This is a genomic window from Bdellovibrio sp. HCB185ZH (assembly GCF_047302455.1).
Classification (GTDB): Bacteria; Bdellovibrionota; Bdellovibrionia; order Bdellovibrionales; family Bdellovibrionaceae; genus Bdellovibrio.
The window spans coordinates 3,290,817-3,317,022 of record NZ_CP178624.1 but is presented as its reverse complement, the minus strand read 5'-3'; the positions used below and the strand labels follow the sequence as shown (position 1 = coordinate 3,317,022).

Annotated in this window: 18 protein-coding genes; 11 read left to right on the top strand and 7 right to left on the bottom strand. The window is 45.6% G+C overall.

Annotation, left to right across the window (positions count from 1 at the left end; translation table 11 throughout):
• Positions 1–9: 9 nt before the first annotated feature.
• From aspT to ACLSU7_RS16135, 5 genes are read left to right on the top strand one after another with little or no spacing between them, the layout of a single operon-like run.
• Positions 10–1,707, top strand: a complete 1,698-nt coding sequence (gene aspT / locus ACLSU7_RS16155; protein WP_413292933.1) for an aspartate-alanine antiporter — start codon at positions 10–12, stop codon at positions 1,705–1,707.
• 26 nt (positions 1,708–1,733) lie between these two features.
• Complete coding sequence (locus ACLSU7_RS16150) at positions 1,734–3,407, top strand: bifunctional aspartate transaminase/aspartate 4-decarboxylase (RefSeq protein ID WP_413292932.1); 1,674 nt, start codon at positions 1,734–1,736, stop codon at positions 3,405–3,407.
• 23 nt (positions 3,408–3,430) lie between these two features.
• Positions 3,431–4,567 (top strand): efflux RND transporter periplasmic adaptor subunit, encoded by a 1,137-nt coding sequence (locus ACLSU7_RS16145; RefSeq protein ID WP_413292931.1) that lies wholly within the window; start codon positions 3,431–3,433, stop codon positions 4,565–4,567.
• A 12-nt stretch (positions 4,568–4,579) separates the two neighbouring features.
• On the top strand, positions 4,580–7,744 hold the full coding sequence (locus ACLSU7_RS16140) for an efflux RND transporter permease subunit (protein WP_413292930.1): 3,165 nt from the start codon (positions 4,580–4,582) through the stop codon (positions 7,742–7,744).
• Entirely contained in the window at positions 7,741–9,168 is a 1,428-nt protein-coding gene (locus ACLSU7_RS16135; RefSeq protein WP_413292929.1) for an efflux transporter outer membrane subunit, read from the top strand. Before ACLSU7_RS16140 ends, ACLSU7_RS16135 begins: the two co-directional genes overlap by 4 nt.
• A 25-nt stretch (positions 9,169–9,193) precedes the next feature.
• Here the strand turns inward: ACLSU7_RS16135 and ACLSU7_RS16130 are convergent, their stop codons facing one another.
• From ACLSU7_RS16130 to ACLSU7_RS16120, 3 genes are all read right to left on the bottom strand, one after another.
• Positions 9,194–10,252 (bottom strand): type II asparaginase, encoded by a 1,059-nt coding sequence (locus tag ACLSU7_RS16130; protein ID WP_413292928.1) that lies wholly within the window; start codon positions 10,250–10,252, stop codon positions 9,194–9,196.
• 24 nt (positions 10,253–10,276) lie between these two features.
• Positions 10,277–11,455 carry a DcaP family trimeric outer membrane transporter gene (locus tag ACLSU7_RS16125; protein WP_413292927.1) on the bottom strand — a complete coding sequence of 393 codons (1,179 nt, stop codon included), beginning with the start codon at positions 11,453–11,455 and terminating at the stop codon, positions 10,277–10,279.
• 113 nt (positions 11,456–11,568) lie between these two features.
• Positions 11,569–13,743 (bottom strand): patatin-like phospholipase family protein, encoded by a 2,175-nt coding sequence (locus ACLSU7_RS16120; RefSeq protein WP_413292926.1) that lies wholly within the window; start codon positions 13,741–13,743, stop codon positions 11,569–11,571.
• Positions 13,744–13,832: 89 nt separating this feature from the next.
• Here ACLSU7_RS16120 and ACLSU7_RS16115 point away from each other — a divergent pair, with 89 nt between their 5' ends.
• From ACLSU7_RS16115 to ACLSU7_RS16105, 3 genes are all read left to right on the top strand, one after another.
• Positions 13,833–15,299, top strand: coding sequence for a YiiX/YebB-like N1pC/P60 family cysteine hydrolase (locus ACLSU7_RS16115; RefSeq protein ID WP_413292925.1), 1,467 nt, complete (start codon positions 13,833–13,835; stop codon positions 15,297–15,299).
• A 100-nt stretch (positions 15,300–15,399) separates the two neighbouring features.
• Complete coding sequence (locus ACLSU7_RS16110) at positions 15,400–15,825, top strand: DUF2141 domain-containing protein (protein ID WP_413292924.1); 426 nt, start codon at positions 15,400–15,402, stop codon at positions 15,823–15,825.
• A 65-nt stretch (positions 15,826–15,890) separates the two neighbouring features.
• Positions 15,891–16,688 (top strand): hypothetical protein, encoded by a 798-nt coding sequence (locus ACLSU7_RS16105; RefSeq protein ID WP_413292923.1) that lies wholly within the window; start codon positions 15,891–15,893, stop codon positions 16,686–16,688.
• Between the two features lie 53 nt (positions 16,689–16,741).
• On the opposite strand, the gene ACLSU7_RS16100 is transcribed toward ACLSU7_RS16105, so the two are convergent.
• Positions 16,742–17,809 (bottom strand): hypothetical protein, encoded by a 1,068-nt coding sequence (locus tag ACLSU7_RS16100; protein WP_413292922.1) that lies wholly within the window; start codon positions 17,807–17,809, stop codon positions 16,742–16,744.
• Between the two features lie 44 nt (positions 17,810–17,853).
• Complete coding sequence (locus tag ACLSU7_RS16095; protein WP_413292921.1) at positions 17,854–18,849, bottom strand: hypothetical protein; 996 nt, start codon at positions 18,847–18,849, stop codon at positions 17,854–17,856.
• A 191-nt stretch (positions 18,850–19,040) separates the two neighbouring features.
• Here ACLSU7_RS16095 and ACLSU7_RS16090 point away from each other — a divergent pair, with 191 nt between their 5' ends.
• A complete protein-coding gene (locus ACLSU7_RS16090) occupies positions 19,041–21,113 on the top strand; it encodes a peroxidase family protein (protein WP_413292920.1) in 2,073 nt (690 codons plus the stop codon).
• A gap of 75 nt (positions 21,114–21,188) precedes the next feature.
• Here the strand turns inward: ACLSU7_RS16090 and ACLSU7_RS16085 are convergent, their stop codons facing one another.
• Positions 21,189–21,959, bottom strand: a complete 771-nt coding sequence (locus tag ACLSU7_RS16085; RefSeq protein WP_413292919.1) for an MBL fold metallo-hydrolase — start codon at positions 21,957–21,959, stop codon at positions 21,189–21,191.
• A 67-nt stretch (positions 21,960–22,026) separates the two neighbouring features.
• Positions 22,027–23,976: an ATP-binding protein gene (locus ACLSU7_RS16080; protein ID WP_413292918.1), complete on the bottom strand. Its 1,950-nt coding sequence runs from the start codon at positions 23,974–23,976 to the stop codon at positions 22,027–22,029.
• 200 nt (positions 23,977–24,176) lie between these two features.
• Here ACLSU7_RS16080 and ACLSU7_RS16075 point away from each other — a divergent pair, with 200 nt between their 5' ends.
• Together ACLSU7_RS16075 and ACLSU7_RS16070 are read left to right on the top strand one after the other, a co-directional pair.
• On the top strand, positions 24,177–24,464 hold the full coding sequence (locus ACLSU7_RS16075; RefSeq protein ID WP_413292917.1) for a hypothetical protein: 288 nt from the start codon (positions 24,177–24,179) through the stop codon (positions 24,462–24,464).
• Positions 24,454–26,169 carry an ABC transporter ATP-binding protein gene (locus ACLSU7_RS16070; RefSeq protein ID WP_413292916.1) on the top strand — a complete coding sequence of 572 codons (1,716 nt, stop codon included), beginning with the start codon at positions 24,454–24,456 and terminating at the stop codon, positions 26,167–26,169. The genes ACLSU7_RS16075 and ACLSU7_RS16070 overlap by 11 nt, the downstream gene beginning before the upstream one ends.
• Positions 26,170–26,206: the final 37 nt, after the last annotated feature.

The following is a 26,206-nucleotide window of genomic DNA, read 5'->3' as shown; positions in this document are numbered from 1 at the left end:
GGGGGCCTCATGAATTGGTTATTCACTCAGCTCAAAGTGCATCCGGAGTTGGCGTTCTTCCTGACGCTCGGATTAGGTTATCTTTTTGGAAAACTTAAAATCGGATATTTTCAGTTGGGATCAGTTACTGGCACTTTGATTGCCGGCGTAATTATCGGTCAACTGGGAATTCACATCGGGCCAGATACGAAGGCCATCTTTTTTATGTTGTTTCTCTTCGCAGTGGGATACAAAGTCGGACCGCAATTTGTACAGGGTCTAAAGACGGATGGACTCCCCCAAGCCATTTTCGCTTCCATCGTCTGTGTGGGCGGTTTACTCATTGCCTTTGGTGTCGCAAAATTCATGGGTTTCGATCTAGGTTACTCCGCAGGATTACTCGCGGGAGCATTGACTCAGTCAGCAGTTATTGGCGTAGCCCAAGACACTATCAATGGTCTCCCCAATCTCGCCGCCGATGCGAAAGCTCAATACAATAACTCAATTCCTATTGCTTATGCTGTCAGCTATATCTTCGGTACTATCGGTTTTGCATGGGTCTATTCCAGTCTTGGTCCGAAACTTTTGAAGGTGGATCTGGTAAAAGCATGCAAAGACTATGAACAAAAAATGGGGCAAAAAGTCGACGAGCCTGGCGTTTTATCCGCGCGCCTTAATAATGTTGTGCGCACTTATAAAGTTACTGGCAAAGCTTTCGCAAACAAGAAAGTCTCTGAACTTGAAGCCTCCTTTGGAGGTCAGAAAACACCAGTCTTCGTGACCCGCATTCGTCACGAAGGCACGATCCTGGATCCCAACGGGAATGTGATTATCGTTCCCGGCGATGTCGTCGCAGTCTCGGGAAATCGCAAACATCTGGTTGAACATGAAAATGAAATTGGAGAAGAAATCGACGACCAGGAACTTTTGGATTTCAAACTTGAGATGCTGGATGTCGTGGTAACCAACAAGGCCTATTTTGGTAAAACCGCCGCCGACATCATTCGCGATAAAGGCATGGAATTCAGGAAGAATGTTTTTGTCAGAAAGATCACTCGTATCGAGCACGAATTACCTCTGCACGAGAATCTGGCACTAAATGCCGGTGATGTCGTTACTCTGGTGGGAAAACTTGAAGACGTCGAACGAGTGGCGAAAGAAATCGGTTCACCTCAACATCCTACTGTCATGTCAGATATGGTTTTCATCGGCTTGGGTGTTTTACTGGGGGGGTTGATTGGTCTGCTTTCATTCAATGTCGGAAAAATTCCAATCAGCCTTAGCACCAGTGGTGGAGCTTTGATTGCCGGTCTTCTGATGTCGTACTGGCGCGCCACTCGCCCAACATTTGGTCAAATACCAGCCGCGGGGCTGTGGGTTTTTGACTCGGTGGGGTTGGGCGCATTCGTCGCCATCGTAGGATTAGTATCTGGGCCAGGTTTTATAGCCGGTATTAAAGCCGTGGGAATCAGTCTGTTCTTGGCCGGTATCGCCGTCACCATCCTGACCGCCCTATTCTCGGTTTATGTGGGCAAGTACATTTTCAAATTTGATCCAGCAATTCTTTTTGGCGCCTGTGCCGGAAGTATGACAACCACTGCGGCGATCGGAGCGATCCAAGAAGCCGGAAAAAGCAAGGTTCCAATTCTTGGCTACACCGTCACCTATGCGGTCGCCAACACCCTGAAAACTATCTGGGGTGCCGTCATTGTATTCATGTTGCTTTAATAAATAAAACTGAAGGAGAACCCAACATGACAGTAAAGTCCGTTAAGATGAAGGTCTCAAGAGCGATGCAAAAAAAGCTGCAACAACTCAGCCCCTTTGAGTTGAAGGACGCATTGATTGAACTTGCTTCAGAGAATTCTAAAACCAGCACTATTGCCATGCTTAATGCCGGCCGTGGAAATCCAAATTGGATTGCCACGGATCCACGCGAAGCCTTCTTCCTATTGGGGCAATTCGCTTTGACTGAAAGTAAACGAGTGTGGACTGAACCTGGACTGGGAGGAATGCCACACAAAACCGGCATCGCCAAAAGGTTAGAAACGTATCTTGCTCGCAATAGCAAAGCCTTGGGAGCCGAGTTCCTAAGCAACGCGGTGGAATTTTGCGTCGACAACTATAAATTCAACGCTGATGCCTTTGTTCATGAACTTGTCGATGGAATTATCGGTGACAACTACCCCGTTCCTGATCGCATCCTTAAGCACAATGAAAGAATCGTCCAGGCGTATCTAGATCAGGAAATGTGTAATAATCATCCTCCCCGGGGCAGCTTTGATATCTTCGCTGTCGAAGGAGGAACTGCAGCGATGTGCTATATCTTTGATTCACTTGTCACGAATGGCCTGTTGAAAAAAGGAGACCACATTGCCTTAGGTACGCCCACATTCACTCCTTATATCGAAATGCCAACCCTGGATCGTTATAAATTCAAAGTCACACGCATTGAAGCTGACGAAATGGATAAAACATCCGGAATGCACACTTGGCAGTACAGTGAAAAGCAGATCGAAAAGTTGCTCGATCCCAAAATCAAAGCCTTCTTTTTGGTGAATCCAAGCAATCCACCGTCAACCGCGGTGTCATCTAAAATCATGAAGATGATTGTGAAGATCGTAAAAACCAAGCGGCCTGATCTGATCATCATTACCGATGACGTTTATGGAACTTTCGTGCCGGGCTTCCGCTCGATCATGGCGGATCTGCCGCAGAATACGATTGGCGTTTATTCTTATTCAAAATATTTTGGCTGTACGGGCTGGCGTCTAGGGGTCATCGCCATTCACGAAAACAATATCTTCGACACGATGATTGGCAAACTTCCCGCCACTCAACGAAAAGAATTAAATCACCGTTATGGCACAATCACTTTAAAGCCAGACAGTCTGAAATTTATTGATCGCATGGTGGCTGACAGTCGTCAGGTTGCTTTAAATCATACCGCCGGCTTGTCATTACCCCAGCAAATTCAGATGTCGCTGTTTTCACTGTCATCCTTGATGGATACTGAAAACAAATACAAGACGTTAACCCAAGAAATCGTGCAACGACGTATTCATGCACTTTTTGAAGGTTTGGGAATTCCGCTTCCTGAAAATCCAATGCGCACCGGATATTACTGCGAGTTGGACGTCATGGTGTGGGCGGATCTGAAATACGGAAAAGATTTTACGAAGTTCTTAGTCGATAACTACGAACCCGTGGATATTCTTTTCCGACTGGCACAACAAACTTCCATTGTCCTGATGCCGGGCGGAGGTTTCGGAGGACCAGAATGGTCTTTGCGTGTGTCATTAGCGAATCTGGATGACTCTGCTTATGGTCGCATCGGTAAACAGCTTGCCGAAGCTGCCGAAGCCTACGTGGACGAGTGGCAACATACGAAACATCTTCGTCCCGCGAGAAAAAAGAAAAGCTCTTAGAAACGTTATAAAGGGGTAGTGTTATGCGCTTAAAAGTAATGACAGGATGTTTATTGCTTTCGATAGCAGCGTGTTCAAAAAAAGAGGCACCAAAAGCTCAACAGCTGGTGCCTGAAGTAACAGCTGTTAAAACCACAGTAAGAGATATTCCTATCACCAAAGAATTCGTCGGTCAGATCTCTGGTATCCGCGACATTCAAGTCCGAGCCCGCGTCGGCGGAATTTTGCAAAAACGCTACTATAATGAAGGCGATAAAGTGAAAGCTGGAAGTCTGCTTTTCAAAATTGATCCTGCTCCTTATACGGCCGCTTTAAATCAGGCTAAAGGTGAAGTGGCCATTCAAAAAGCCCGCCTAACCAATGCCCGTCAGAGTATGAATCGAATTGTTCCGTTGTATAAAGAAAATGCCGTCAGTCAAAAAGACCGTGATGATTCGGTGGCAATTTACAACGCTGCGAAATCTGCTTTAGAGGCTGCAACCGCGAAAATGGAAGAAGCCCAAATCAATCTGGGTTATACCACAGTGACAGCACCCATCGATGGTTACACCAGCAAAGAAACTGTCGCTGAAGGTAGTTTGATCGTTGCAAACTCTGAAAACTCTTTGCTAACGACAATTTCGCAAACCGATCCGGCCTATGTCAATTTCAGCTATACAGACAATGAGCTTTTGGAGCTGCGCCGACTTGCTGCCAAAGGAAAACTGATCAGACCTGACAGCTTGGACAAAATTGAAGTCCAAGTACGCATGGGTGACGGAGAACTTTACCCTCAAGTCGGATACATGAATTTCAACGATCAAATTGTCGACACTTCAACTGGCACGGTGAAAGCGCGTGCCAGCATACCGAATAAAGAAGCCGCCCTTCGACCAGGACAATTTGTCAGTGTGTATGTAAAAGGCTTTATGCTTCGTAAGGTGATCACCGTTCCGTTGAAATCCATTGTGCAAACTCAAAATGGTCCGATTGTATTCTCTGTCGTGGAAAATAGCGTTGCTCGTCAGGTTTCAGTCGAATTGGGCGAAGAAATCGTCAACGACGTCGTGGTCAATCGTGGTTTGCGCGGTGGAGAAATTATCGTCGTCGAAGGGGCCTCAAAAATCCGTAATGGCCAAACTGTTAAAGTCGTAACTGGCACTTCGATCGCAAAAAAGTAAAAGGATGAAATCATGTTTTCGAAGTTTTTCATCAATAGACCCGTTTTCTCCTGTGTTATTTCTTTGATTATTATGATTGCCGGGTACGCGTCTATTAAGGCGCTTCCCATCTCACAATATCCCGACATTGTCCCCCCTCAAGTATCAGTCACGACGAAATATCCAGGCGCCTCTGCCGAAACAATTTCTTCGACAGTCGCAGCTCCTATTGAACAACAAGTCAATGGGGTCGAGAACATGCTCTATATGCAGTCAACAAACTCATCGAATGGCGACATGATTTTGACTGTAACTTTCGCGATTGGCACAGATCCCGATCAAAACACCATCAACGTTAACAACAAGGTGCAAACTGCCTTACCTACCCTACCTGAAGAAGTTCGTCGTCAAGGTGTCACCGTCAAAAAGAAATCTTCAGCCATTTTACAAATGATTGGTTTACGCGCGCCCGACCAACGTTATGATTCCGTTTATATCAGTAACTATGCCCTGATCAATGTACTGGACGAAATTAAACGTATCCCAGGTGTGGGTGATGCCAGTATTTTCGGAGCTCAAGACTATTCTATACGATTGTGGCTGCAACCGGATCGCATGGCTCAGATGAAAGTCACAGCGACCGACGTGATCAATGCCGTGAAAGAACAAAATGCGCAGTTCGCTGCCGGTAAAGTCGGAGCTGAGCCTTTAAATAATCAGGTGGATTTCACTTTTACCGTCACTACTCAAGGGCGTATGGAAAATCCAAAACAATTCGAGGACATCATTGTTCGCTCCAATGCCGACGGATCGAAACTTCGTGTCCGAGACATTGCCCGCGTCGAATTAGGTGCACTTAGTTATGACGTTCAAACAAAATGGAATGGCAAGACCGCAATCGGTATCGGCGTTTATTTGGCACCCGGTGCAAATCAGGTGCAAACCGCTGACATGGTTAAAGAGACCATGCACAAACTTTCTCAAAAATTTCCGCCGGGCCTTGCTTATGACATTCCCTTCGATACAACTAAATTTATTGAAGTCTCCATCGAAGAGGTGATTCACACGTTAATGGAAGCCATGATTCTGGTTTTTATCGTGGTATATCTTTTCTTACAAAGCTGGCGCGCGACTCTTATCCCCTGCCTGGCAGTTCCAGTTTCCATCATTGGTACCTTTGCCGGAATGTATGCCTTGGGATTCTCTATTAATACGTTAACTCTTTTCGGTCTCGTTTTGGCGATCGGTCTGGTGGTCGACGACGCCATCGTCGTTTTAGAAAATGTCGAAAGGATTATGCGAACCGAAAAACTTCCCGTGAAGGAAGCCACGATCAAAGCTATGGAGGAAGTTACCAGTCCCGTTATTGCCATCGTACTCGTTTTGTCAGCGGTATTCATTCCAGTTGCCTTTGTCGGTGGACTTGCTGGGCAAATGTACAAACAGTTCGCGATCACAATCGCCGTTTCCGTCGCAATTTCCGGTTTGGTCGCCTTAACTCTGACTCCGGCCCTTTGTGCAATGCTTTTAAAAGAAGAACATCATGAACCAAATCGCTTCTTCCGCGGTTTTAACAATATTTTCGACAAACTTACGAACGGCTATGTGGCGGGTGTGAAGTTTTTTAATAAGCGCCTTTTTATCAGTGCCATCCTGTTCGTTTTGTGCGTCGTTGGCATCGTCGGAATGTTTAAACTTGTCCCCGGAGGTCTCGTACCTGATGAAGACCAAGGATATGTTTTTGGTATTCCAAATCTCCAAGACGGTGCTTCACTTTCCAGAACCGCCGCCGTATCCGATCAAATGGACAATTACATCACCAATAATCCCAATGTAAAAGACGTGGTTTCATTATCGGGATTTGATTTGATTTCAGGTTCAAATCGAACCAACACGGGCACCAGCTTTATCACTCTAAAAGACTGGAAAGAGCGCAAGAAAGAAGATCAATCGGCGACCGCGGTCGTGAGAAATATCATGGGATTAAATCAAGTCATTAGGGACGGAGCCATTATGGCTTTAAGCCCCCCTGCAATCGTAGGTATGAGCACCACGGGTGGCCTTGAATTCTATCTTCAAAATCGAGGCGGTTCCGATAGCAAAACCCTGGCGACAATGACCAAGCAGTTTATGGATTCACTACGAAATAATCCTGCGATCGGTAGTGTCGGTACCAACTTCAGTGCGAATATCCCGCAAATATACCTGAATTTAGATCGTGAAAAAGCCAAAGCCTATCAAGTACCAATCAACACCGTCTTTGATGCTATGTCGGCTACTTTCGGCAGCTATTATATCAACGACTTCAACAAGTTTGGACGTACCTTTAAGGTGCAGCTGCAGTCTGAAGGTGAATATCGTGCACGTCCCGAGGATATCCGTAACATCTATGTTCGGTCTGATAATGGCAACATGATTCCCATAACAGCGCTAGTAAACGTTAAAAAGGTGACTGGACCAGAGATTGTGGAACGCTTAAATATCTTTCCTGCGGCCCGTATCCTTGCCAACCCTGCTCCCGGATACAGCTCAGGACAGGTTATCAAAGTGGTCGAAGATACACTTGCGACATCAAGCCTCGCAGGCGATTACAGCGTTGCATGGACCGGAACAGCCTATCAGGAAAAACTTACGGGAGGAGCTTCCGCACAAGTATTCATCTATGCTCTTATCTTTGTGTTTTTAATCCTGGCCGCGCAGTACGAAAAGTGGGGCTTGCCATTTTCAGTTTTATTATCCGTGCCCTATTCTATCCTTGGCGCCTTGGTGGCCAATTACCTGCGTGGTCTGGCGAATGACGTTTACTTCCAGATTGCTCTCGTCACTCTGATTGGTCTTTCCGCCAAGAATGCCATCTTGATTGTCGAGTTCGCCGTCGAGAAAATGCACGAGGGTCTTACCATTGCCGATGCCGCCTATGAAGCCGCAAAACTGCGTTTCCGTCCTATCGTCATGACCTCCCTGGCGTTTATCTTAGGTGCAGTCCCCCTCGCAATCTCAAGCGGTGCGGGTTCTGCCAGCCGTCACTCGATCGGTACCGGGATCATTGGGGGAATGCTCGTAAGTACATTCGTTGCGACATTCTTTATCCCGATGTTCTTTGTTGTTATCACCGGATTTAAAATTAAAAAATCAGCTAAGAAACAAAAATCAACTCCGCAAACGCCACCACCGATGCCAGCAGGAGGACCTTTATGAAGAAACGATGGCTCATTGCAGGTCTTAGCACTTATGGCTTTTTATGCGCCTGTGCCGTGGGACCAGATTACAAACGTCCCACCGAAAATCTTCCTTCGGCGCTGTTCGCAAATTCTACAGAACAAAACATTGAACTAGGTTGGTGGAAACAGTTTGGCGACGGAACTTTGGATAAACTAATTCAGATGGCCTTTGATCACAATTTAGACCTTGAATTAGCCTTAGCCAGAGTCGACGAAGCGCGAGCTCGTCTGGGAATATCCAAATCTCAATACTTCCCCAGTTTGGATTTACGGGGTTCTGCTATCAGGGAAAAGGTCACTGAAACCGGCATGACGCCGATTCCACAAGGTTCAGATAGCATTGGCAATAGCTTTCTTTTGGGATTAAGCCTGAGTTATGAAATAGATCTTTGGGGGAAAATTCGTCGCAGTAACGAATCCGCCAAGGCCCAATTGCTAAGTGCCGATTATAACCGCGCTAACGTGCAACTAACCCTGCTAAGCCAAGTAGTCAGCGGGTATTTTGCTTTACGCTCTTTGGATTTGCAGTACGCCATTGCCCAGGACACTTTAAAGTCACGCATCGCCTCTTATGAGCTGATGTTCAGACGCTTCAAGGGTGGTATCGGTTCGGAACTTGATGCCCGTCAGTCCGAATCAGAAATGCGCTCTGCTGAAGCAACCGTTTCGAAGCTTGATGATCAGATTTCCCGAGCAGAAAGTTTTCTGTCAGTCTTAATTGGAAAAAATCCCAAAGAGATTATTGAAACCCCTTTAGCTCGCGGTCGTAAGCTTGATGAGATCGTGATGCCACCTCAGTTGCCATCGTCCCTTCCGTCCTCTCTGTTGGAACGCAGACCTGATATTTTGGCAGCAGAGCAGAACTTAGTATCGGCTAACGCATTGATTGGAGTTGCCAAAGCCTATTACTTTCCGAGCATATCTTTAGGAGGAATTTTCGGTTATGAAAGTTCTGAACTGAAAAACCTTTTTAATAACAGTTCCCAAACCTGGGGTTACGGAGCCAGCATCTCAATGCCTATCTTTAACGGCGGCAGAACGGGATATCTGGTAGAGGCGGCAACGGCTCAGCAAAAAGCAGCAGAGGTGCAATACCGCCAGGCTATTCAAAATGCCTTTGTCGAAGTCAGGAATGCCTTAAAAACTTATCAATCTTACGGTGATGTGGTGGACGCCCAAAGAAAACAAGTCGTCGCCCTGGAAAGAAATCTTTATCTCGCGCAATTGCGTTACAAGAACGGTCAATCACCTTATCTGGAAGTTTTGGATGCTGAAAGGAACTTGTTCTCAGTGCAACTGGATCTTGTAAAATCCCAGCAATCGCGTCTGGTCTCGGTAGTAGATTTATATAAATCTTTAGGTGGAGGCTGGAAGCCTGACATGAAGACGTCCTCGCAATAAGGACGTCTTCTGTGAGTGACTCTATCTAATACTTCTCAAACATTTCTTGAACTTTTTTAGGATCACTAGTTTTTGTCAGGGCCAACTGTGCTAACACGCGAGACTTCGCTGGATTAAATTCTCCAGACGCCACAAATCCTGCTTTATCATCGTCCACTTCATTGTTACGAAGAACCAAACCTGTGGGCAGACGTGTGCTACGAATCACGAGCAAACCATTTTTCTTTTGCAGTCTTTCCAAAATCGTCAAGGACGCTTGATTCATGTTACCATCCCCTACGCCGGCAACCACGATACCTTTTGCTCCGGATTTCACTGCGGATTCAATCAGGTCCGGAGACATATTTGAATGCGCATAAATGATATCCACTCTTGGAAGACTTTTCGGAGAGGCGCCTGCGAATTCAGAGCCTGAAGTGTGCTTTTTGCTGGAGGTCTCAAACCAGGCAATCTTGCCCGTATTGATATATCCTTCAGGACCACGTTCCGGGCTGTGAAATGTTTCAACGTTCGTCGTATTCATCTTTTCAACTGCGCGGGCCTGATGTATTTCGTCATTCATAACCACGAGCACGCCACGTTTTTTGGCACCGGGGCTCGCCGCAACTGCGACAGCGTTGTACAGATTGCCGGGGCCATCTGCACTGATTGCTGTTGCAGGTCTCATCGAGCCGACCAAAACCACGGGCTTATCGCTTTTAACGACCAGATTTAAAAAGAATGCCGTTTCTTCCATCGTGTCTGTGCCGTGTGTAATCACCACACCGTCGGCGTCAGATTTCAAAACTTCGTTCACACGCTTTGCAAGTTTTAACCAGACTTCATCGCTCATGTCCTGACTTCCGATATTAGCAACCTGCTCTCCAGAAAGAGTGGCAAGGTCGCCCATATTCGGTACGGCGGCGATCAAGTCCTCGACTTTGAAGGTGCCGGATTTATAACCATATTCCCCGGCTTTCATTTGGGCCCCGGCAATAGTTCCGCCCGTCGCCAAAATATGGATCTTCATTTTCTTCTCGGCAGCAAAACCGCTGCTGGCGAAAATAAGGATCGACATAAAAATATACCCTATAGTTAGTTTCATATCCTCTCCTTGGATGTCTGTTTCCTATTTAAAATCTAAGCTTGAAAAACTATATTTCATGGTAATTTGAATACGCTGATCATGAGTCGTCGTTTCATCCTTACTCATGCGGCTGCCCCACAAAAATTCGCCACCATACATGAAGTTTTTAACTGGCGTGGAGACCAGATTGACAGAAGCGTATTGCCCACGTTTAAACGCATCCACGTCTTGCAGGGAAGTGTTTTGCACTTCGCTTTGAGCAAAGCCAATTGTCGACATCCACTTTTCATTCCAGTTGTGATCGTAGTAAAGTAGGAACGCTGTCAATGGAACGACCTTCGCTGAAATATTTCCTGGTGCGCCTTCTGGCCCCATATCAGTTCCACCATCATTCATATAACTAGCTATCCCCTCACCCGTAACCACGCCAGCCATGACTTTGCCAGATCCTGTTTTAAAACTGCCAGTAAGGTCTATGCCCCAACCGGTTTTGCTAGCGCTTGGTTCATGATTTCCCGTGGCTGTTTCAAAACCCACTTGTCTGACGATACCCGCAATTTGAAAATGCCCCCAATCACCCGCAGATTTCCACTGCGCTGTCAGGTCAGGCAACTTTTCATCTTTTTGAGCATTAGCTACAACATCAGGATCAATTGTTCGAACTTGCCCGGGATCAATATCATCGCCCGGTCTTTCCAACGCGACAGAAAGGGATTGGTTGCCGCGCATCGGAGTCCAACGAATTTGAGGATTACGATAAAACGCCATACCAATAGGTCCCCAATAATCTAGCATGTTCGGGAAGATATCCCCGTCCATGAACAGTGAGTTCGTTTGACCAGCAAGCCAGCTGCCCCATTGCCCATACGCATGACGCAAACGAGGCGTGGTTTGACCCTCGTCAGATCCCACGCCAAAAAAGTCGAATTCCAATTTCGTAAAAAGATCTTCACCGCTTAATGGAAGCCAAGTTTGAATTCCCAAGCGACTTTGTTTTGCACTCAGTGAAGCTTGTCCATCACTTCCGTAAGCGCCATCCGTGGGGGCGATTTTCGAAGGACGTAATGTGTCCTGCCAGTTCGGATCGACGCGATTGAAATCTTGAATATAATCAAGCTGCGTAAAACCATATATTTCAAGTTTCGCTTCGGCCTGCGCATAGGAAGTAAATCCCATCGCCATCAGACCTATTCCTAATGCCCTTCTCGTAAACGCATTCATACTCAGCTCCTAAAAGGTGAGGTTGTTATAATTCTGAATTTCAGCCGTAAAATATTTTTAGCACTTAAATTATTCATCCAGCATGGCATTCCGCTACCGCTGCTTAAATACATCTAGAACTGTTTACCCAGCATGAAGTAACAGCTCCAGGTTTTATTGTCTCCGTAAGCTGCTGCCAGATACATCGGACCCAAAAAACTGTCATACGCAAGGTATCCAGTTCCGGAAACATGCCAGTCCTCCGCAACTTCTTTGTCGAAATAATTGAAAACGCGTCCCGTCTCCAACGCTGCTCCCCAATAGCTTCCCGATAAAAATGGCATCCGTCGATAATACTGAACGGAGCCATAAGCGAACTGATCCCCGATCAATTCCTGATAGCGATAGCTGGACAAATTCAAAAATCCTCCGAGCCAACTCACGTCGGCGAGCACCTCATTATCACCCGTGGAAGTCTGTCCTTTTAAAGTGAATTGAAACACCCCTCGCCCCGCAGTCGTAGCTCCTCGAAATTGCATTCCATATAATCCGTAATTCTCAATGTCTTCAGAGGCACCGATGGAATAGTAACCATAGACATCCACGTAGGCGCCCATCGTAGGAAAAAAGTAATTATCAAGCTGGTCATAAAAGAAATTGAAGCGCAGTCCATAATCGTTCGTGCGCGAATTCGGAAGAACTGACGATCCGATATTTCGGGAGGCGCTGTATTCGTTGTATGCAGGTCCGAACCTAAACTCTCCAATTTCCGAACCCACGCCGACGTCCGCGCCAAAGGACATTTTGGAATACTTGTACTTTGCCACCTCGTCGCCGTCCTGCCAGAAAGCTAATGGAATACGGTAGTATCTAAAATAAGGAGCGACGAATCCATTTCCGCCGGCTTCGGTTGGCTGATAAAACTCCGTATAAAACATCGAAGAGTTACCCATTTGCAGAATATTTTTCCACTCGGCCCCCAGGCTGTTCACCCAGGTTCTGCGATACATAGCCGTTAAATTCCAGGGATATGAACTTTCAAAATCAGTTCCTAAACTTAAACCGAAATTCAAATAATTAGGTCCCCAGTTTTTTTGCACTGGTAAAACTAAAAGATCCTGTCCCTGGCCACTATCATAAAGTTCATAATCAAGCTGACTGAAATCTCCCGTGGCATATAGGCGCGTCAGTTGATCATGAAATTTTTCGATATCTAAATTCGTACCCAAGGGAACTTTTAATTCGTCTTTAAGGGTTTCCGAATTCACCCAACCACTTTCTGCGACTGTGACTTTCTGAATGGGTTTAGCTTTCAATTTTTTATTAATACGGTTGGTGGCCCATGCTGAATATTCCTTCTCTGAAACTGAATATCGTCGTAAAGACGGTAAAGCCTTGAGCGCCGCGGCTCTACCGACCTCGATTAATTTATCACTGTGTTCGAAATCCATGGATCCCAGGGCATCAAACTGTGGAGCAATAAAAACATCTTTCTCTTTCAATCCAGCGACTTGAGGTCGGACGTTTTGAATCATCATCAAACGCGTGTATTGGTCCATGACAGAAAAAATTCCGGTGATCTCCCCCTGAGAGAGAGGAGCTGCCCCCACATCAATCGCAATCACCACGTCAGCACACATATTCCTAACAACATCCACCGGAAGATTCCTTACAAGTCCTCCGTCTGCTAAAATATGCCCTTTCGATGGAACCGAGGGAAAAATTCCTGGTACCGCCATACTCGCACGCAGAGCCGTCACCAAGTCCCCATCTTTCATTATCACCATCTCACCGGTCGCCAGATCCGTAGCGATCGCCCGATAAGGAATGGGTAGACTATCAAAATTCGCAACGGTCCCGCCATAGGTCAGATTCCGCAGAAAATATTCAATCTCTTGAGTGCTAATGGCGGCAAGTGGAAGCTTTAAATGGCCCCCATCTGCGAGACCAACCTCAACTCCCAACATCGAAAGCTTGTCATCTTGTTTACGGCGAAAGGGATAAGCCTGGCGTGGAGCTTTTGCCAAAAACATATTGCCCCAGTTCGCGTCGCTGATTTGCCTACGCATTTCTTCGGGCGTTGCACCCACGGCATAGGAAGCTCCCACTAACGAGCCGATACTGGTCCCAGCGATGCAATCCACAGGTATTCGGTTTTCTTCAAGAACTTTTATGATACCAACATGTGCAATACCACGGGCACCGCCACCACCCAAGACCAAACCAATCTTAGGTCTTCGATTTTCAACAGCCCATGAATTGACGGCAAAGATCAACGTCATCAGGCCTAGCACATAAAATTTTCTCATGTTACAAAGGGTGACATTAGAAAAAAGTTTTCTCTGCAAGAATCTAGATCGTCTGCGAACATACAGACGCCATCGAATGGAGAGGTTTCATGTTTCTTCCTCTGAGATTTTTCTTCTGTATTTTTATTTTTCAACTATCACAAAATGTTTTGGCTGCTCCTCAAATTGACAAATCAATTCAGAAAACAACTTTTTCGATGGTGATATCCGGCATAAATCAAGTCTTTAAAGATTTGGGTAACGACAAAGTGTTTAATCCACAAACTTGTCCCACGTATATTAACAAAATAACCGATTGGCTTTTCTATCTTCCGGCAGACCAGCTCGTGCCCCACAATTCACAAGAAATTGCATTTTTGAAAAGCAACGGGGATTCAGTCATTCAAAAAATATTTCAGTTACGTCTTAAGTTGCATGAACGCCTTAAAGATTTCGATAAAGCAAACAAACTGACAGACGCATGCGTGCTAAAAATCCGGGAGGGCTTACAATATGCTCGCTTTACCAACGAATACATTATCGAGTGGATGGTCCATAACAAAGTCATCGCTTTTGAAGACTCTCCCATACTTTCAGGAACATTTCCTTTTGTATTGAAAGATCCATCTCTTGAAAAAATTAACCTGATAGCCGGCGATGTCCTATTAATTCGCGGAAAAAGTTTTGTTTCAGCGATGATTGCACGGATAGGTGACGAAGAAGGAAATTTTTCTCACTTAGCCATTGTTGGGCAAGATGATAAAGGCCAGCTACAAGTCGTGGAATCATTGATTCAAGAAGGCGTCGTTGTCACACCTCTGGAGCAATGGCGCAAAGCTCAAGATGCGCGGGTGGCCCTTTTCAGATTGCCGGATAAGAATTTGGCAGAAAAGGCAGCACGGTTGGTTTACCAATGGGGACTAAATCATGCGGAATATGATTTTGAGATGGATGACAGTCGCTATGATCGTGCTTTTTGTTCGGAGGTGGTCAGATACGCTTATGATAAGGCATCGGATGGAAAATTGATCGTGCCGAAATATCGCAGTCACGTCAGCAAATTTAAAAACGGACCTTACCCAAAATCCTTGGGCGTAACACAATCTACTTTGTTTGCTCCCTATGATATCGAAGTCGATCCCCGTTTTCAGTATCTTGCGGAGGGCACATTTTATCCCCTTCTACGACAAGTCCGAATTCAAGATTCTATTTTGCAAAGTATCTATGAATGGATGATCAAAAAGGACTACACATTCTATGAACCTTGGTGGCTTGGCACTGAGGCCACACTGGGAAAAGGCCTTCGCTTTCTGGGTTTTATGAAGGATCAGATGCCGACCTATATGCCCAAAGATACGATCAAAACAATTCTTCTCTTTGAAGGGGTTTCTGATTCTCTAGAAAAAAATCTTTTCCAAAAGGAAAAAGCTTTTTACGAAAAACGCGGTTATCCCCCCTCCTTTCAAGACATGATGCTGGCAAATGAAGAAAAGAGGAAGGAAGACTGTGCCCTCTATGAAAAAGGCAAAAAGTCGGAATTTCATTCCTTTTTCAGAGGCAAAGGCTGCAATTTATAGGGGGAGTGTTTACGCCCCATGCTAAATGGATTCATTTTAATCCAAGACCATTTGACCCGGGACGCCCTATTTGAAAGAACTCTGCCTACAAGGAGCACCCATGAAATTCATCGCTTTTCTAACGGCATTCTATTCTTTAATCCCATTCTCTAACGCAGCGATTGTTACAATTGAAGGCTTTAGAAATACCAAAGGCTTCGCAGCCGTGAGCGTCTTTCACGAAAGAGAGCAACGTGCTTTCCCGGGAGATGCTGAAAAAGCGATTAAAACACTTTACGTTCCGGTTCCCAAGAACTCAAAATTGGAATTTACGTTAGACAACATGCCAGCTGGAAAATACGCTGTCGCTATCCTTCACGATGAGGATGGCAACAAGAAATTAAATACGGTTTTGGGGTACCCGCGCGAAGGCTTTGGGTTTTCTAACAATCCCACGATCCTCGTTGGCGCCCCAGCATTTTCAAAATGTGCAGTCGAGCTAACTGAAGGTGCGACTGTAAAAATCAAAATGAAATACTTCTACTAAAAGCGCGTCTATGCTTCAGAAGGATCGCACTTGCGGAGTGCGGTCCTTGATGTTTCAATCATCGAATGTCGTATGAAACCAAGGTTATCCAATTAAAAGGCCATCGCACATTATTGGCCTGCTATTCTCTAGCCCCCCGCGCTTCTCACAAATGGGTGGTGTTCTTACCGGAGTCCAGTTCCGATTTTCGCCGAGGCGACCGCCAAGAGCTTGTTGGACTTATCGGCGCTCACATGGCCAAAAAATTTAACTTTCTAGTAATTAACAAACCGGGTGTTAACATCGACGAAGTTGATAAGAAGGTCTTCGAAAAATCTTTTCGTCAGGAAAAGCGGATCCAAGACGCACTTCAGACTCTGAAAGAGATCATTCCTTCGAAAGATAAAATTCATTTAATAGGATATTCCGAAGGTGCTTACAACACGCCCGTCGTCGCGACTAAAGACAAACGTGTTATTTCCATCTCCATGATCGGTGGAGGCACGCGTGGCTGGCTTAAAGAAGAACTTAGCAACGCCAGCCCTAAAGAAATACCTGCTTATGAGCGCGCCATCAAAAACATCCTTAAGAAACCCACATCCAAAAAAAAATGGAATGGCTTTACCTATGCTACTTGGTATTCCTATCGTAGCGACAACACTCTTAGAGCACTTAAAGAATTAAAAATCCCAGCAGTCGCAATACTAGGTGCCCGGGATAAAGTCATCGATTTGAAATCAGCCATCGTCGACTTGGTTCTGGTAAGCGAACGCAAACCCATTCAAGTTCACATCTTCGGTGATTGCGGACATCACTTCACCAAACATTGGAAACCAGTCAGTCGTGTTTTAGGAAGATTCCTTTCTGAACAAGAAAGAAAATAAAAAACCCACAACCTATTCGATTGTGGGTTTCTAGAATCTCCGGTCAAGGGCGATTATTTTTTCGGTTCAACGCCAACATTCTTCAGATGCTGAGGATGTTCATAATACATCATGAAATCTTTCGGGTCACGAGGAGCGGTGAAAGCAAGCTCGGTCACCAAATGACTGCCCGCTTCGGGGGCTGATCCATCAAACACATCCAGAAACAATCCAATACGATTCGTCATCTCAGCATCGCTCGCCGTTGGAACTCTGCCATCTGCTGGTATGAGGACATACATTTTCGGCACCGGCTCAACGACCACGAATTCACCTACGATATTTCCTGATTTTGGATTGGTGAAACTCTCCGCCTTAGTTTTATTGGTCTTAATAAATTTCATTTTCTTCTGACCATTTTGCGAAGACAGCTCTAAAACGCCATCTTTAAAGCGGCCGTACTCTGACAAGTAAGAACCCTCTAAGTTTTCCCAGTTCCCGCGCCAGCTAGAAGCCAAGTGACCCTTTTTATAAACCACTGTTGCCAGCTCCAGCTGGGTCAGTGTCATTGAGTTATTAATTTTCTCAAAGAATCCTGTCTTTGCAGTGGCATCAGGAAAAACGATTTCTCCTTCAGCGTTTCCGGTAATCGTAGCTCCCGCCAAAGGATTGCTGATTCCATTTTTCAAATTCAAAGTCATCGCAACTGCAGGGTCCACAATCAACTGACCATTGCGTGCCTCAACGTTATGCATTTCATAACTTCCAGCTTTTCCACTTGGAACAAACTTATATACAGAAATACGGGTCGCAATCTTATCCAGATAACCGACCACTTTATTCAGTATCGGTGCTTTTTGGCTGGCCAAATACGGAGCCGCCATATTCAACAACTGGTCGTACTCCAAAAGCACACCATAATAGACATCCCCTTCATTCTGAGCTCGATCCAAATAAAGACGCATCGCTGGACGTTTGATGCCAGTTTTGCGTTTGTTAAAAAGACCTTCTCCCAAATAGGTTCCAGTCAATTCTGCCGCCGAGGGAGCGCGCTCCGTCTTCACTTCCGATTGAGGTTCCCGTGGCGAGCTTGCACACGACGCCATCACAACAGTCAAAGCGAGTAGTAAAATCCTTTTCAATCGAAACTCCTCTCATAGAGACATAAAATAAACGTATTAAAGTCTTATCGATGCTTAAGCTGATGCCTAAAAAAAATCCCATCATCGCCAAAGGACGAAGAGACAAATTCAGACGTCGTAACAATATCCGCAACCAGTTCAGAATTCTCGAGCAGGACTTTAACGTTTTCAGGCGCATAGTCCGCATATTTAAAGTCTTTATACTTTTCCGAAACGGCGCGAATTTGATAGATCACCGTATTGACAGGAATCTTGGCAAAATCTTTTCTCACATCGTGAGCATCCGATGAAAAGGAAAGCTCAGCCAGGGGAACAAAGAAAAGCTGTCTAGGTGAAGTCACTTGGGCGACGTTAAGACCCTTCTGGTCCTGCTCGGCTAATTCACGAACCGCAAGTTCTTCGGGATAGGGAGAAGCACTCAGAAAAATTCTATGCACTAACTTCTGACCAAAAGAAGTACCGATAGGCACTATATTGGACATCGGATATTTAAAGAAGTTATAGTCCTGGCCCTGCCCATCCAACGAGACTAATGCCGATACATTTGTACTGTAGGTGCCATCACGAAGAATCTTTAGAGCGAGGCCCGGAGCTACCGGTCGCCCTGATTTCACCGCCGAAGTCAGTGAGAGTCTTAAAAGTCCACAATCTGCACCTTGGAAAATTCCTGAATATTTATTCTGATGGGGAACGATTTTAACCTTTGAGATGCTCGCACGAGCATGAAGAAATTTTGTCCAACCTTTCGGAGCAAAATCGTCATAGCGAGAGCCCTTGATAGCGACCTCTTGTCGTCCCATACCGATAATTTGCGTGAGTCCTAATGCTTTATAATCAGGAAGCTCACTATAAGCACTTTCTTGGATCAATTTCCAAAGAACGTCCTGCTTTTCGCAGGCAGAGAGGGATTTATAATTTGCCCGAGTCGAGGCTGGGAAACGCTGAGAGGAACCAGACTCAGAGTCATCGAGGAGAGCAGCAACGGTAGCGACAACAGCAAGCAAGCAAACCGCTCCATAGATAACTTTCTTCCTCATCATGCCTCCAGCTCATACTCTAGCAGACATCAAATTCTGTTTGCACAAACTATCTGTGAAGTACGGACTCTTTTCTTGAAACAATTTGTAACCGCTGTTCTCACCTCTGGACCTCGGAAAATTTGTGCAGCTTGAATAAGTTCGCATATCCTTAAACGGTCTGCTTTAAACAAGATAATAATGAAGGAGTTTGCGTGAATCAAAAAGGTATTCTGTCCGTTCTAATAAGTTCAAGTATGGTTTTATCGTCTTGCACCCACGGTCCTGTTAATCAAGGTGCAAAATATATTCACGACACCTCTGTTCCGACAATCACTGATGAAGAACGTCGCGCACCAAGCTCCTCTCTAGCTGATACTCCCTGGACAACCTGGTCAGAGAAAAATGAAATTTCAGGCTTGTTGGTTCTTAAAAAAGTTCGCGACAGTCTTCTGGCAGGCAATCTTCATGACCCACACGTCGGGTACTTTGGTTATGCTCCCGTGGATTGTTCTAAAACGAATACCAACTTCCGATCTGCTGACGGTACTTGTACAGATCTAAAAGACGGTCACATAGGTGCTGCGGGTGTTGCTTTCGGTCGTAACGTCGATCCCGCTTTCATTGATAAAGATGCTCCAAATAAAATCATGGTTCCAAATCCAGCCTTGGTGTCTAAAGAGTTCTTCACACGTGATGAATTCAAACCCGTTCCTTTCTTGAATATGATCGCAGGTGTGTGGATTCAATTCATGAATCACGACTGGTTGACTCATGGTCCGAACAAAGTTGAAAATCCTTATCGCGTAAAAGGTCCAGATGGCGTTGAGCACATTGTCGACAGAACAAAAGACAATCCAAGCACGCATGCTCAGTACAAAGATGGCTTTGATAAAGTTTCTGCCAACGATGTAACTCACTGGTGGGATGCTTCCCAACTTTACGGCAGCAGCAAAGAAGATCAGCTAAAACTTCGTACCGGCTATTTTGGTAAAATGAAAACCGAAACCGTCAACGGGCGCGAGCTTTTGCCAAGAGATAATTCTTTGAACCCTGCAAACAACCGTCAAAACAACGGCTATGAATCCACGGGCTTTCGCGACAACTGGTGGGTGGGCTTAAGTATGCTTCACACTCTTTTCGTAAAAGAGCACAACGCTATCGCCAACAGACTGATGGCGAATCATGTGACTTACGATGCGAAAACAAAACTGTACATATGGAAAAACGGTTCCGACGTTCGCCAAATGAACCAACAACAACTTGATGAGCAAGTCTTCCAAACTGCACGTTTGATCAACTCCGCAGTTTTAGCAAAAATCCATACGGTTGAATGGACTCCAGCAATTCTACCAAATCCAGTCTTGCGCAGAGCCATGTATTCTAATTGGTACGGCCTTGCAAATCCTGAAACTTGGTCTCGCGTTGTGAAACTTATTCCAGGCATGAACAAAGCAGACATTTTTAAAGGTGTTAAAGAAAGCTATGTTGTCGGCGGTATCGTTGGCGGCAAAATGAATAACTACGGTGTTCCGTTCAGCATCACGGAAGAGTTCACGTCAGTATATCGTCTGCACTCCTTGTTGCCAGAAAACCTGGAGTTTAGAACTTTGGCTCAACCTAAAAAAGTCGAAGCTGTTCCATTCCCAACTACTCGTAACCATAACAGTTATGGCATCATGGCTTCCCACGACTTGAAAGACTTGTACTACTCCTTCGGCGTTCAGCATCCAGGTCAATTGGTTCTGAACAATTTCCCGAAATTTATGCAAGAGCTTGAAATCCCCGGCCACCAAAAAATGGACTTGGCCCTGGTCGATGTGATGCGTGACCGCGAGCGTGGCGTTCCTCGCTATAATCAGTTCAGAAGAGGTATTGGTCTAAAACCCATCAAAAAATACACAGACTTCTTTCCGGCAGGCAAACCCTTGGATGCAAGACAAGTGGCTATTCGTGACAAGTTCTATAGCGTTTACGGTCGCGATGCGAATGGTAACGACAACGTAGAGTTGATCGACCTTCTGGTCGGAACTTGTGCGGAGGAAGTTCGCCCGGCTCAGTTTGGTTTCGGTGAGACAATGTTCCAAATCTTTATCTTGATGGCTTCCCGTCGTTTGATGGCTGATAGATTCTTTACGGATGACTACAATGCCGCTCACTATACGACAACAGGTATGGCGTGGATTGATGACGAAGGCACTCTTGCAAAAGTTATTGGTCGCCACATGCCAGACCTAAAAGGAAAAATGAAAGGTCTGACATCAGCTTTCGAACCATGGCACAACTAAAATCTCTAAAGCCTAAAATTGAAAAAGGAGAAGATGAAAGTCTTCTCCTTTTTTTATGGTAACTAATGGAAGGAGTTAAATCTGCGCACTGCTAAAAAGTGGCATTTCCAAAACATCGCCTTTGAAACCCACATGGTTTAATTTATCGCGAAAGATTTCCACTGACACATTCTGGGTAAGGGGCGGATAGAAATCATCCCAGTGATGGGGTATCACCACCTTCGGACGAATGATCTCCGTCTGTTTTGCAGCGATTTCCTGAATGCGACTGTGACCTTGTAAGGGAGCCAATAGATAATCCACTTCAAGGCCTCGATACATTTCCAACTCATGCCGACTTGCACCTGCTGAACTCATGAATAAGAACTTCTTGCCCCCGGCTTCAAAATAATAGGTCTGAACTAAACCTTTGGGATATCCCAACCCTAAGCCGCAGATATGTATGCAATCTTTGAAACTGCATTGTTTGATCGTAGATAAAACCAATGGCAGATCGAATCGAACATGGGAACTTTTAAAGGCTCTCATTTTAAAGGGCTTAAACAAAAGCTCCCTGTTGCTGGCATCACAAAGCTTGGCTGCCGGGACTCCCCGCCATTTTAAAATCTGCCCGGTCAATCCCGGCGCAAATACCTGGGTGTCAGAGTTTTTAACAATTTCTGGTATATCGAAAGTGTGATCGAAGTGACCATGACCCACGAAAATAGCTTGCGTATTCGCGAAGGACTTTTCCGCAGTAAAGGGCGCTGGCTCCCCGCGGCCGCGCGAAAGAAACGGATCGAAAGCAATTTCGCCCTGTTTATCTTTTACAATAAAACCTGCAGTACCGAGCCATGTAAATTCCATGCAAGAAACTTAACAAACTCGGGCGATATGTACAAGCAAGGGGCGATTCACCCTCGAGTTCGTGTACCTAGTGTTTTAACAGACGGTTTAAAGCTCCCAGCAAGGTGGCCTTATCAATAGGCTTCGTGATGTATTCGTTAAACCCGCCCGCCAGACACTTTTCTCGTTCGCCTCTGAGGGCATGAGCGGTCAATGCGATAATCGGTTTCGCATAGCCCTGCTGACGCAATTCTCTCGCAGCGGAATGCCCATCCATTTTCGGCATCTGTAGATCCATCAAAATGATATCAAAATCCCCATTCAAAGCTTTTTCAACGGCTTCCCGCCCATCATAGGCACTTTCATGGATGGCTCCCCCGCGATTCAAATACAACCGCACCAATGTTTGATTGTCGGGAACATCGTCCACGATCAAAATCTTACGTCCCTGCAAATGGAAGTTTTCGCCGCTTCCACTTTCCTTTTTTGCTACCGGGATTTCCCGATGGCCGATTTCCTGATCAGTTCCGACTGCAATAGTTAGAGTGAATGTCGAACCTTGACCAGGAGCACTCTTTTCCAGAGTCAAATCACCCTTTAACAACAAAGCCAGCTGTCGCGATAAAACTAATCCCAATCCCGTACCGCCAAACTTGCGCGTGATCGAAGAATCGGCCTGAGAGAAAGGCTTAAATAATCTTTGTACCTGCTCTGGCGCAAGGCCAATTCCCGTATCGATCACTCTGATTTGCAACTCGTTGCCATCGCCTTTTTTTGCTACAGCCAGTTCAATTCGTACCGTTCCTTTTTCAGTGAACTTGATCGAATTCCCTACTAGATTCGTCAGGATTTGTTTTAAACGCATGGGATCGGTCATGATTCGCGGAGGAATGGTCGTGACATTTATAACTTCGATCTTCAATGACTTTTCTTGAGCCAAAGGCGACAAGCTTGAAATCACATCTTGCACCAGAGAATTAAGGTCTACTGGTAAACGTTCAATTTCCAGACGGTTCGCTTCAATTTTTGAAAGATCCAAAAGTTCATCAATGAGATGTCGGAGTTGCTGGGCGTTCTTGGAAATACGCTCGATATAATCAGCTGCTTCAGAACCCGCACTGACCTCATGACTTAATAATTCGGAAAATCCCAAAATGGCGCCCAAGGGCGTTCTGATTTCGTGGCTGACGTTGGCAAGGAAAGTTGTTTTAGATTGATTGGCTTTGTCGGCCTCTTCCTTGGCTTTCTTCAATTCTTCTCGTGCCCGAACTTCATCAGTGACTTCGGTTCCCAAAATCATCACACCACTGATGGCACCATTGGTGGCATATCTTGCGGCGTAGGTAAGATTGAAATAGCGCAGACGGTTCGTCACCGTCACTGGAATTTCTTTAAGCTCCGCGGTCTTCCCCGTCCGAAACACATCGTCTAAGATGCTATGAATCTCGACGGATTCAGGCTGGGCTTCGCGCACTGTTTTTCCCGTGGCATCAAATCCCAAAACGCGAATATGCGCCTCATTAACAAATTCAAAAAGATGCTCCGGCCCCGAGAGGATGCAAACCATTTCCGGAGTTTGCTTAAAAAGATTTCGAAAATTTCGTCTCTCATTATCGAGGGCATCGCGCGCCAGAACACGCTCGGTGACATCGTTTCCGTGCACAAATATACGGGGCAAGCCCTCTTTGGATGAGGGATGCACCTGATACACAAAATCCACATAGCGCTTTTCTGAAGGTTGACCGGGAACACGATTTAAATAAATGGGAACTTCAGAACCAATGTAAGGTTTTCCGGTTGCGGCCACTTCATTAAGGATTTCAACGAACCCCTGGCTCCCGATTTCAGGAATAACATCAAGCATAGGACGTCCAATGATGTCCTTTTTTCCGATCAGTTGAAGATATTGGTCATTGGCCTCTTCAAAAATGAAATTCGGACCCGACAGCAGCGCCATGAAAGATGGCGACGTGCGGATCATCGTTTCCATGCTCTGCTGGTAGTCACCATCGGATTTACGGGAAGAATTTATAGGCACCGTTGTCTCCAATTTGGCCGCAGTTTAGGCCAGAACCAACCGATTACCAAATTGCTCTTCAGAAAGGTCGCATCGCAGCGCATAGATGCGACGCATCAACAATGGGGAGATTAACTGAAAACCAATTCACATTTGAGAGGCCGTTTCATTGACTGCCCGCTGAGAGCCAGCGCAGATTTAAATTTCACGGGAGGGGCCCCATGGATTATCCAGAAAAACGCACTTTTTTCGACACAACCGACGAGTTTTACTTTGGACAAGAACCCGAAAAGGACCTCATCACCATTAATTTCGGTCCCATTCGCATACCGTTAAGTAATTACGCGGCTCACGATCTTGCTTACAGATTGTCCGCTTATCTGTTATACCTGGACGGCGGCGCCGAGGGCATCCAAAGGCCGAAGGACAGCGAGCCATTGGCTCGCCCCGATATTGTTTTACCAGATAATGTATTGATGTACCCGGGAAGAAAGAAAAATGAACAATAACAATGTCATTGAAGTAAAAAACCTTGCTGTCGAATTCAAAACTGACGATGGCATTGTTCAAGCTGTAAAAACCATCTCCTTCAATATTCCAAAAGGCAAAACTGTCGGCCTGGTTGGGGAATCTGGTTCTGGTAAAAGTATCACGTCTTTGGCAATCATGCGTTTGATCGGTCACCCTGGTAAAGTCACGAACGGCGAAATTCTCTATAACGGCGAAGATCTTCTGAAACTATCGGAAGCAAAAATGCGCGAAATCCGTGGCGCAAAAATCTCCATGATCTTCCAAGAGCCGATGACATCTTTGAATCCGGTTCTAACGGTTGCAGATCAAATCACTGAAACTTTGATGCTTCACCAAGGATTGACGAAAGAACAAGCTTTGGTTCGTGGTTTGGAATTGTTAAAACTGGTTGGTATTCCTTCTCCGGAAGAGCGCCTGCACTTTTACCCTCACAAATTCTCTGGTGGTCAACGTCAACGTATCATGATTGCTATGGCGATCGCATGTAACCCCGATGTTTTGATCTGTGACGAGCCGACAACGGCTTTGGACGTAACAATCCAAAAACAAATCCTGGATCTATTGGCAGACATCCAAAAGCGCACTCACATGAGCATGCTTTTCATTACGCATGACTTGGGTGTCGTTGCTGACATCGCTGATGAAGTGATCGTTATGAACAAGGGTGAGGTTGTTGAAACTAACAACTCCAAAAAAATCTTCACTCACCCACAGCACCCTTATACAAAAGGTTTGCTCGCTTGCCGTCCATCCCTGTCCAGCCACTTGGCTCGCTTGCCAGTTCTTAGCGACTTTATGGGACCAAATGGTGAAGAGTTGCCAGGACCAAACCTTGATACTCTACCGCAAGTTAAAGAAACTCCAGCGGACGCAAGTTCTCCAATCATTCTTCAGGTAAAGGACTTGCAAACACATTTCGCTCACACAGGTGGCCTATTGGGTCGCGTACAAGGTTATACAAAAGCCGTTGATGGTGTTAGCTTCGCAGTTAAAAAAGGTCGTACACTGGGTCTTGTGGGCGAGTCTGGTTGCGGTAAAACGACGTTGGGTCGTACATTGATGCGTTTAGTGGACTCTACGGCAGGTCAAATCTTGTTCGAAGGTCAAGACATCACGAAACTGACTGCTAGACAGATGCTTCCCATCCGCAAAAGAATGCAGATCGTTTTCCAAGACCCGTTTGCTTCTTTGAATCCTCGTATGACAATCGGTGCGATCTTGATGGAACCCATGCAGATCCATCAATTGGGCGATAACGACAACCAACGCAAAGAGATGGCTGCCGTTATGATGAAAAAAGTTGGTTTGACTCCGGGAGTGATGAACCGCTATCCACACGAGTTTTCTGGCGGCCAAAGACAACGTATCAGCATTGCGCGTGCGTTGATGGTTAAACCTGAATTCATCGTGTGTGACGAATCTGTTTCCGCTTTGGATGTATCTATTCAAGCTCAGATCTTGAACTTGCTTTTGGATCTTCAAGACGAAATGAATTTGACGTACATCTTTATTTCCCATGACTTGTCAGTTGTGAAGTTCATCTCTGACGACGTGGCCGTTATGTACGGCGGTAAGATCGTGGAAATGAACACGGCGGAAAACATCTATTCGAATCCACAGCACGCCTACACTCAAAAACTTTTGAGTGCGATTCCAAAAGGTGTACCTAAAGAACTTATGTAATGAACAAAAAAAGGGGACTTTAAAAGTCCCCCTTTTT

Coding starts and splice junctions, on each gene's coding strand:
- ACLSU7_RS16110 (WP_413292924.1), top strand. CDS start 15,400: ATGAAATTCATCGCTTTTCTAACGGCATTCTATTCTTTAATCCCATTC.
- ACLSU7_RS16130 (WP_413292928.1), bottom strand. CDS start 10,252: ATGAAACTAACTATAGGGTATATTTTTATGTCGATCCTTATTTTCGCC.
- ACLSU7_RS16070 (WP_413292916.1), top strand. CDS start 24,454: ATGAACAATAACAATGTCATTGAAGTAAAAAACCTTGCTGTCGAATTC.
- ACLSU7_RS16095 (WP_413292921.1), bottom strand. CDS start 18,849: ATGATGAGGAAGAAAGTTATCTATGGAGCGGTTTGCTTGCTTGCTGTT.
- ACLSU7_RS16140 (WP_413292930.1), top strand. CDS start 4,580: ATGTTTTCGAAGTTTTTCATCAATAGACCCGTTTTCTCCTGTGTTATT.
- ACLSU7_RS16075 (WP_413292917.1), top strand. CDS start 24,177: ATGGATTATCCAGAAAAACGCACTTTTTTCGACACAACCGACGAGTTT.
- aspT (WP_413292933.1), top strand. CDS start 10: ATGAATTGGTTATTCACTCAGCTCAAAGTGCATCCGGAGTTGGCGTTC.
- ACLSU7_RS16125 (WP_413292927.1), bottom strand. CDS start 11,455: ATGAATGCGTTTACGAGAAGGGCATTAGGAATAGGTCTGATGGCGATG.
- ACLSU7_RS16145 (WP_413292931.1), top strand. CDS start 3,431: ATGCGCTTAAAAGTAATGACAGGATGTTTATTGCTTTCGATAGCAGCG.
- ACLSU7_RS16120 (WP_413292926.1), bottom strand. CDS start 13,743: ATGAGAAAATTTTATGTGCTAGGCCTGATGACGTTGATCTTTGCCGTC.
- ACLSU7_RS16150 (WP_413292932.1), top strand. CDS start 1,734: ATGACAGTAAAGTCCGTTAAGATGAAGGTCTCAAGAGCGATGCAAAAA.
- ACLSU7_RS16135 (WP_413292929.1), top strand. CDS start 7,741: ATGAAGAAACGATGGCTCATTGCAGGTCTTAGCACTTATGGCTTTTTA.
- ACLSU7_RS16105 (WP_413292923.1), top strand. CDS start 15,891: ATGTCGTATGAAACCAAGGTTATCCAATTAAAAGGCCATCGCACATTA.
- ACLSU7_RS16085 (WP_413292919.1), bottom strand. CDS start 21,959: ATGGAATTTACATGGCTCGGTACTGCAGGTTTTATTGTAAAAGATAAA.
- ACLSU7_RS16115 (WP_413292925.1), top strand. CDS start 13,833: ATGTTTCTTCCTCTGAGATTTTTCTTCTGTATTTTTATTTTTCAACTA.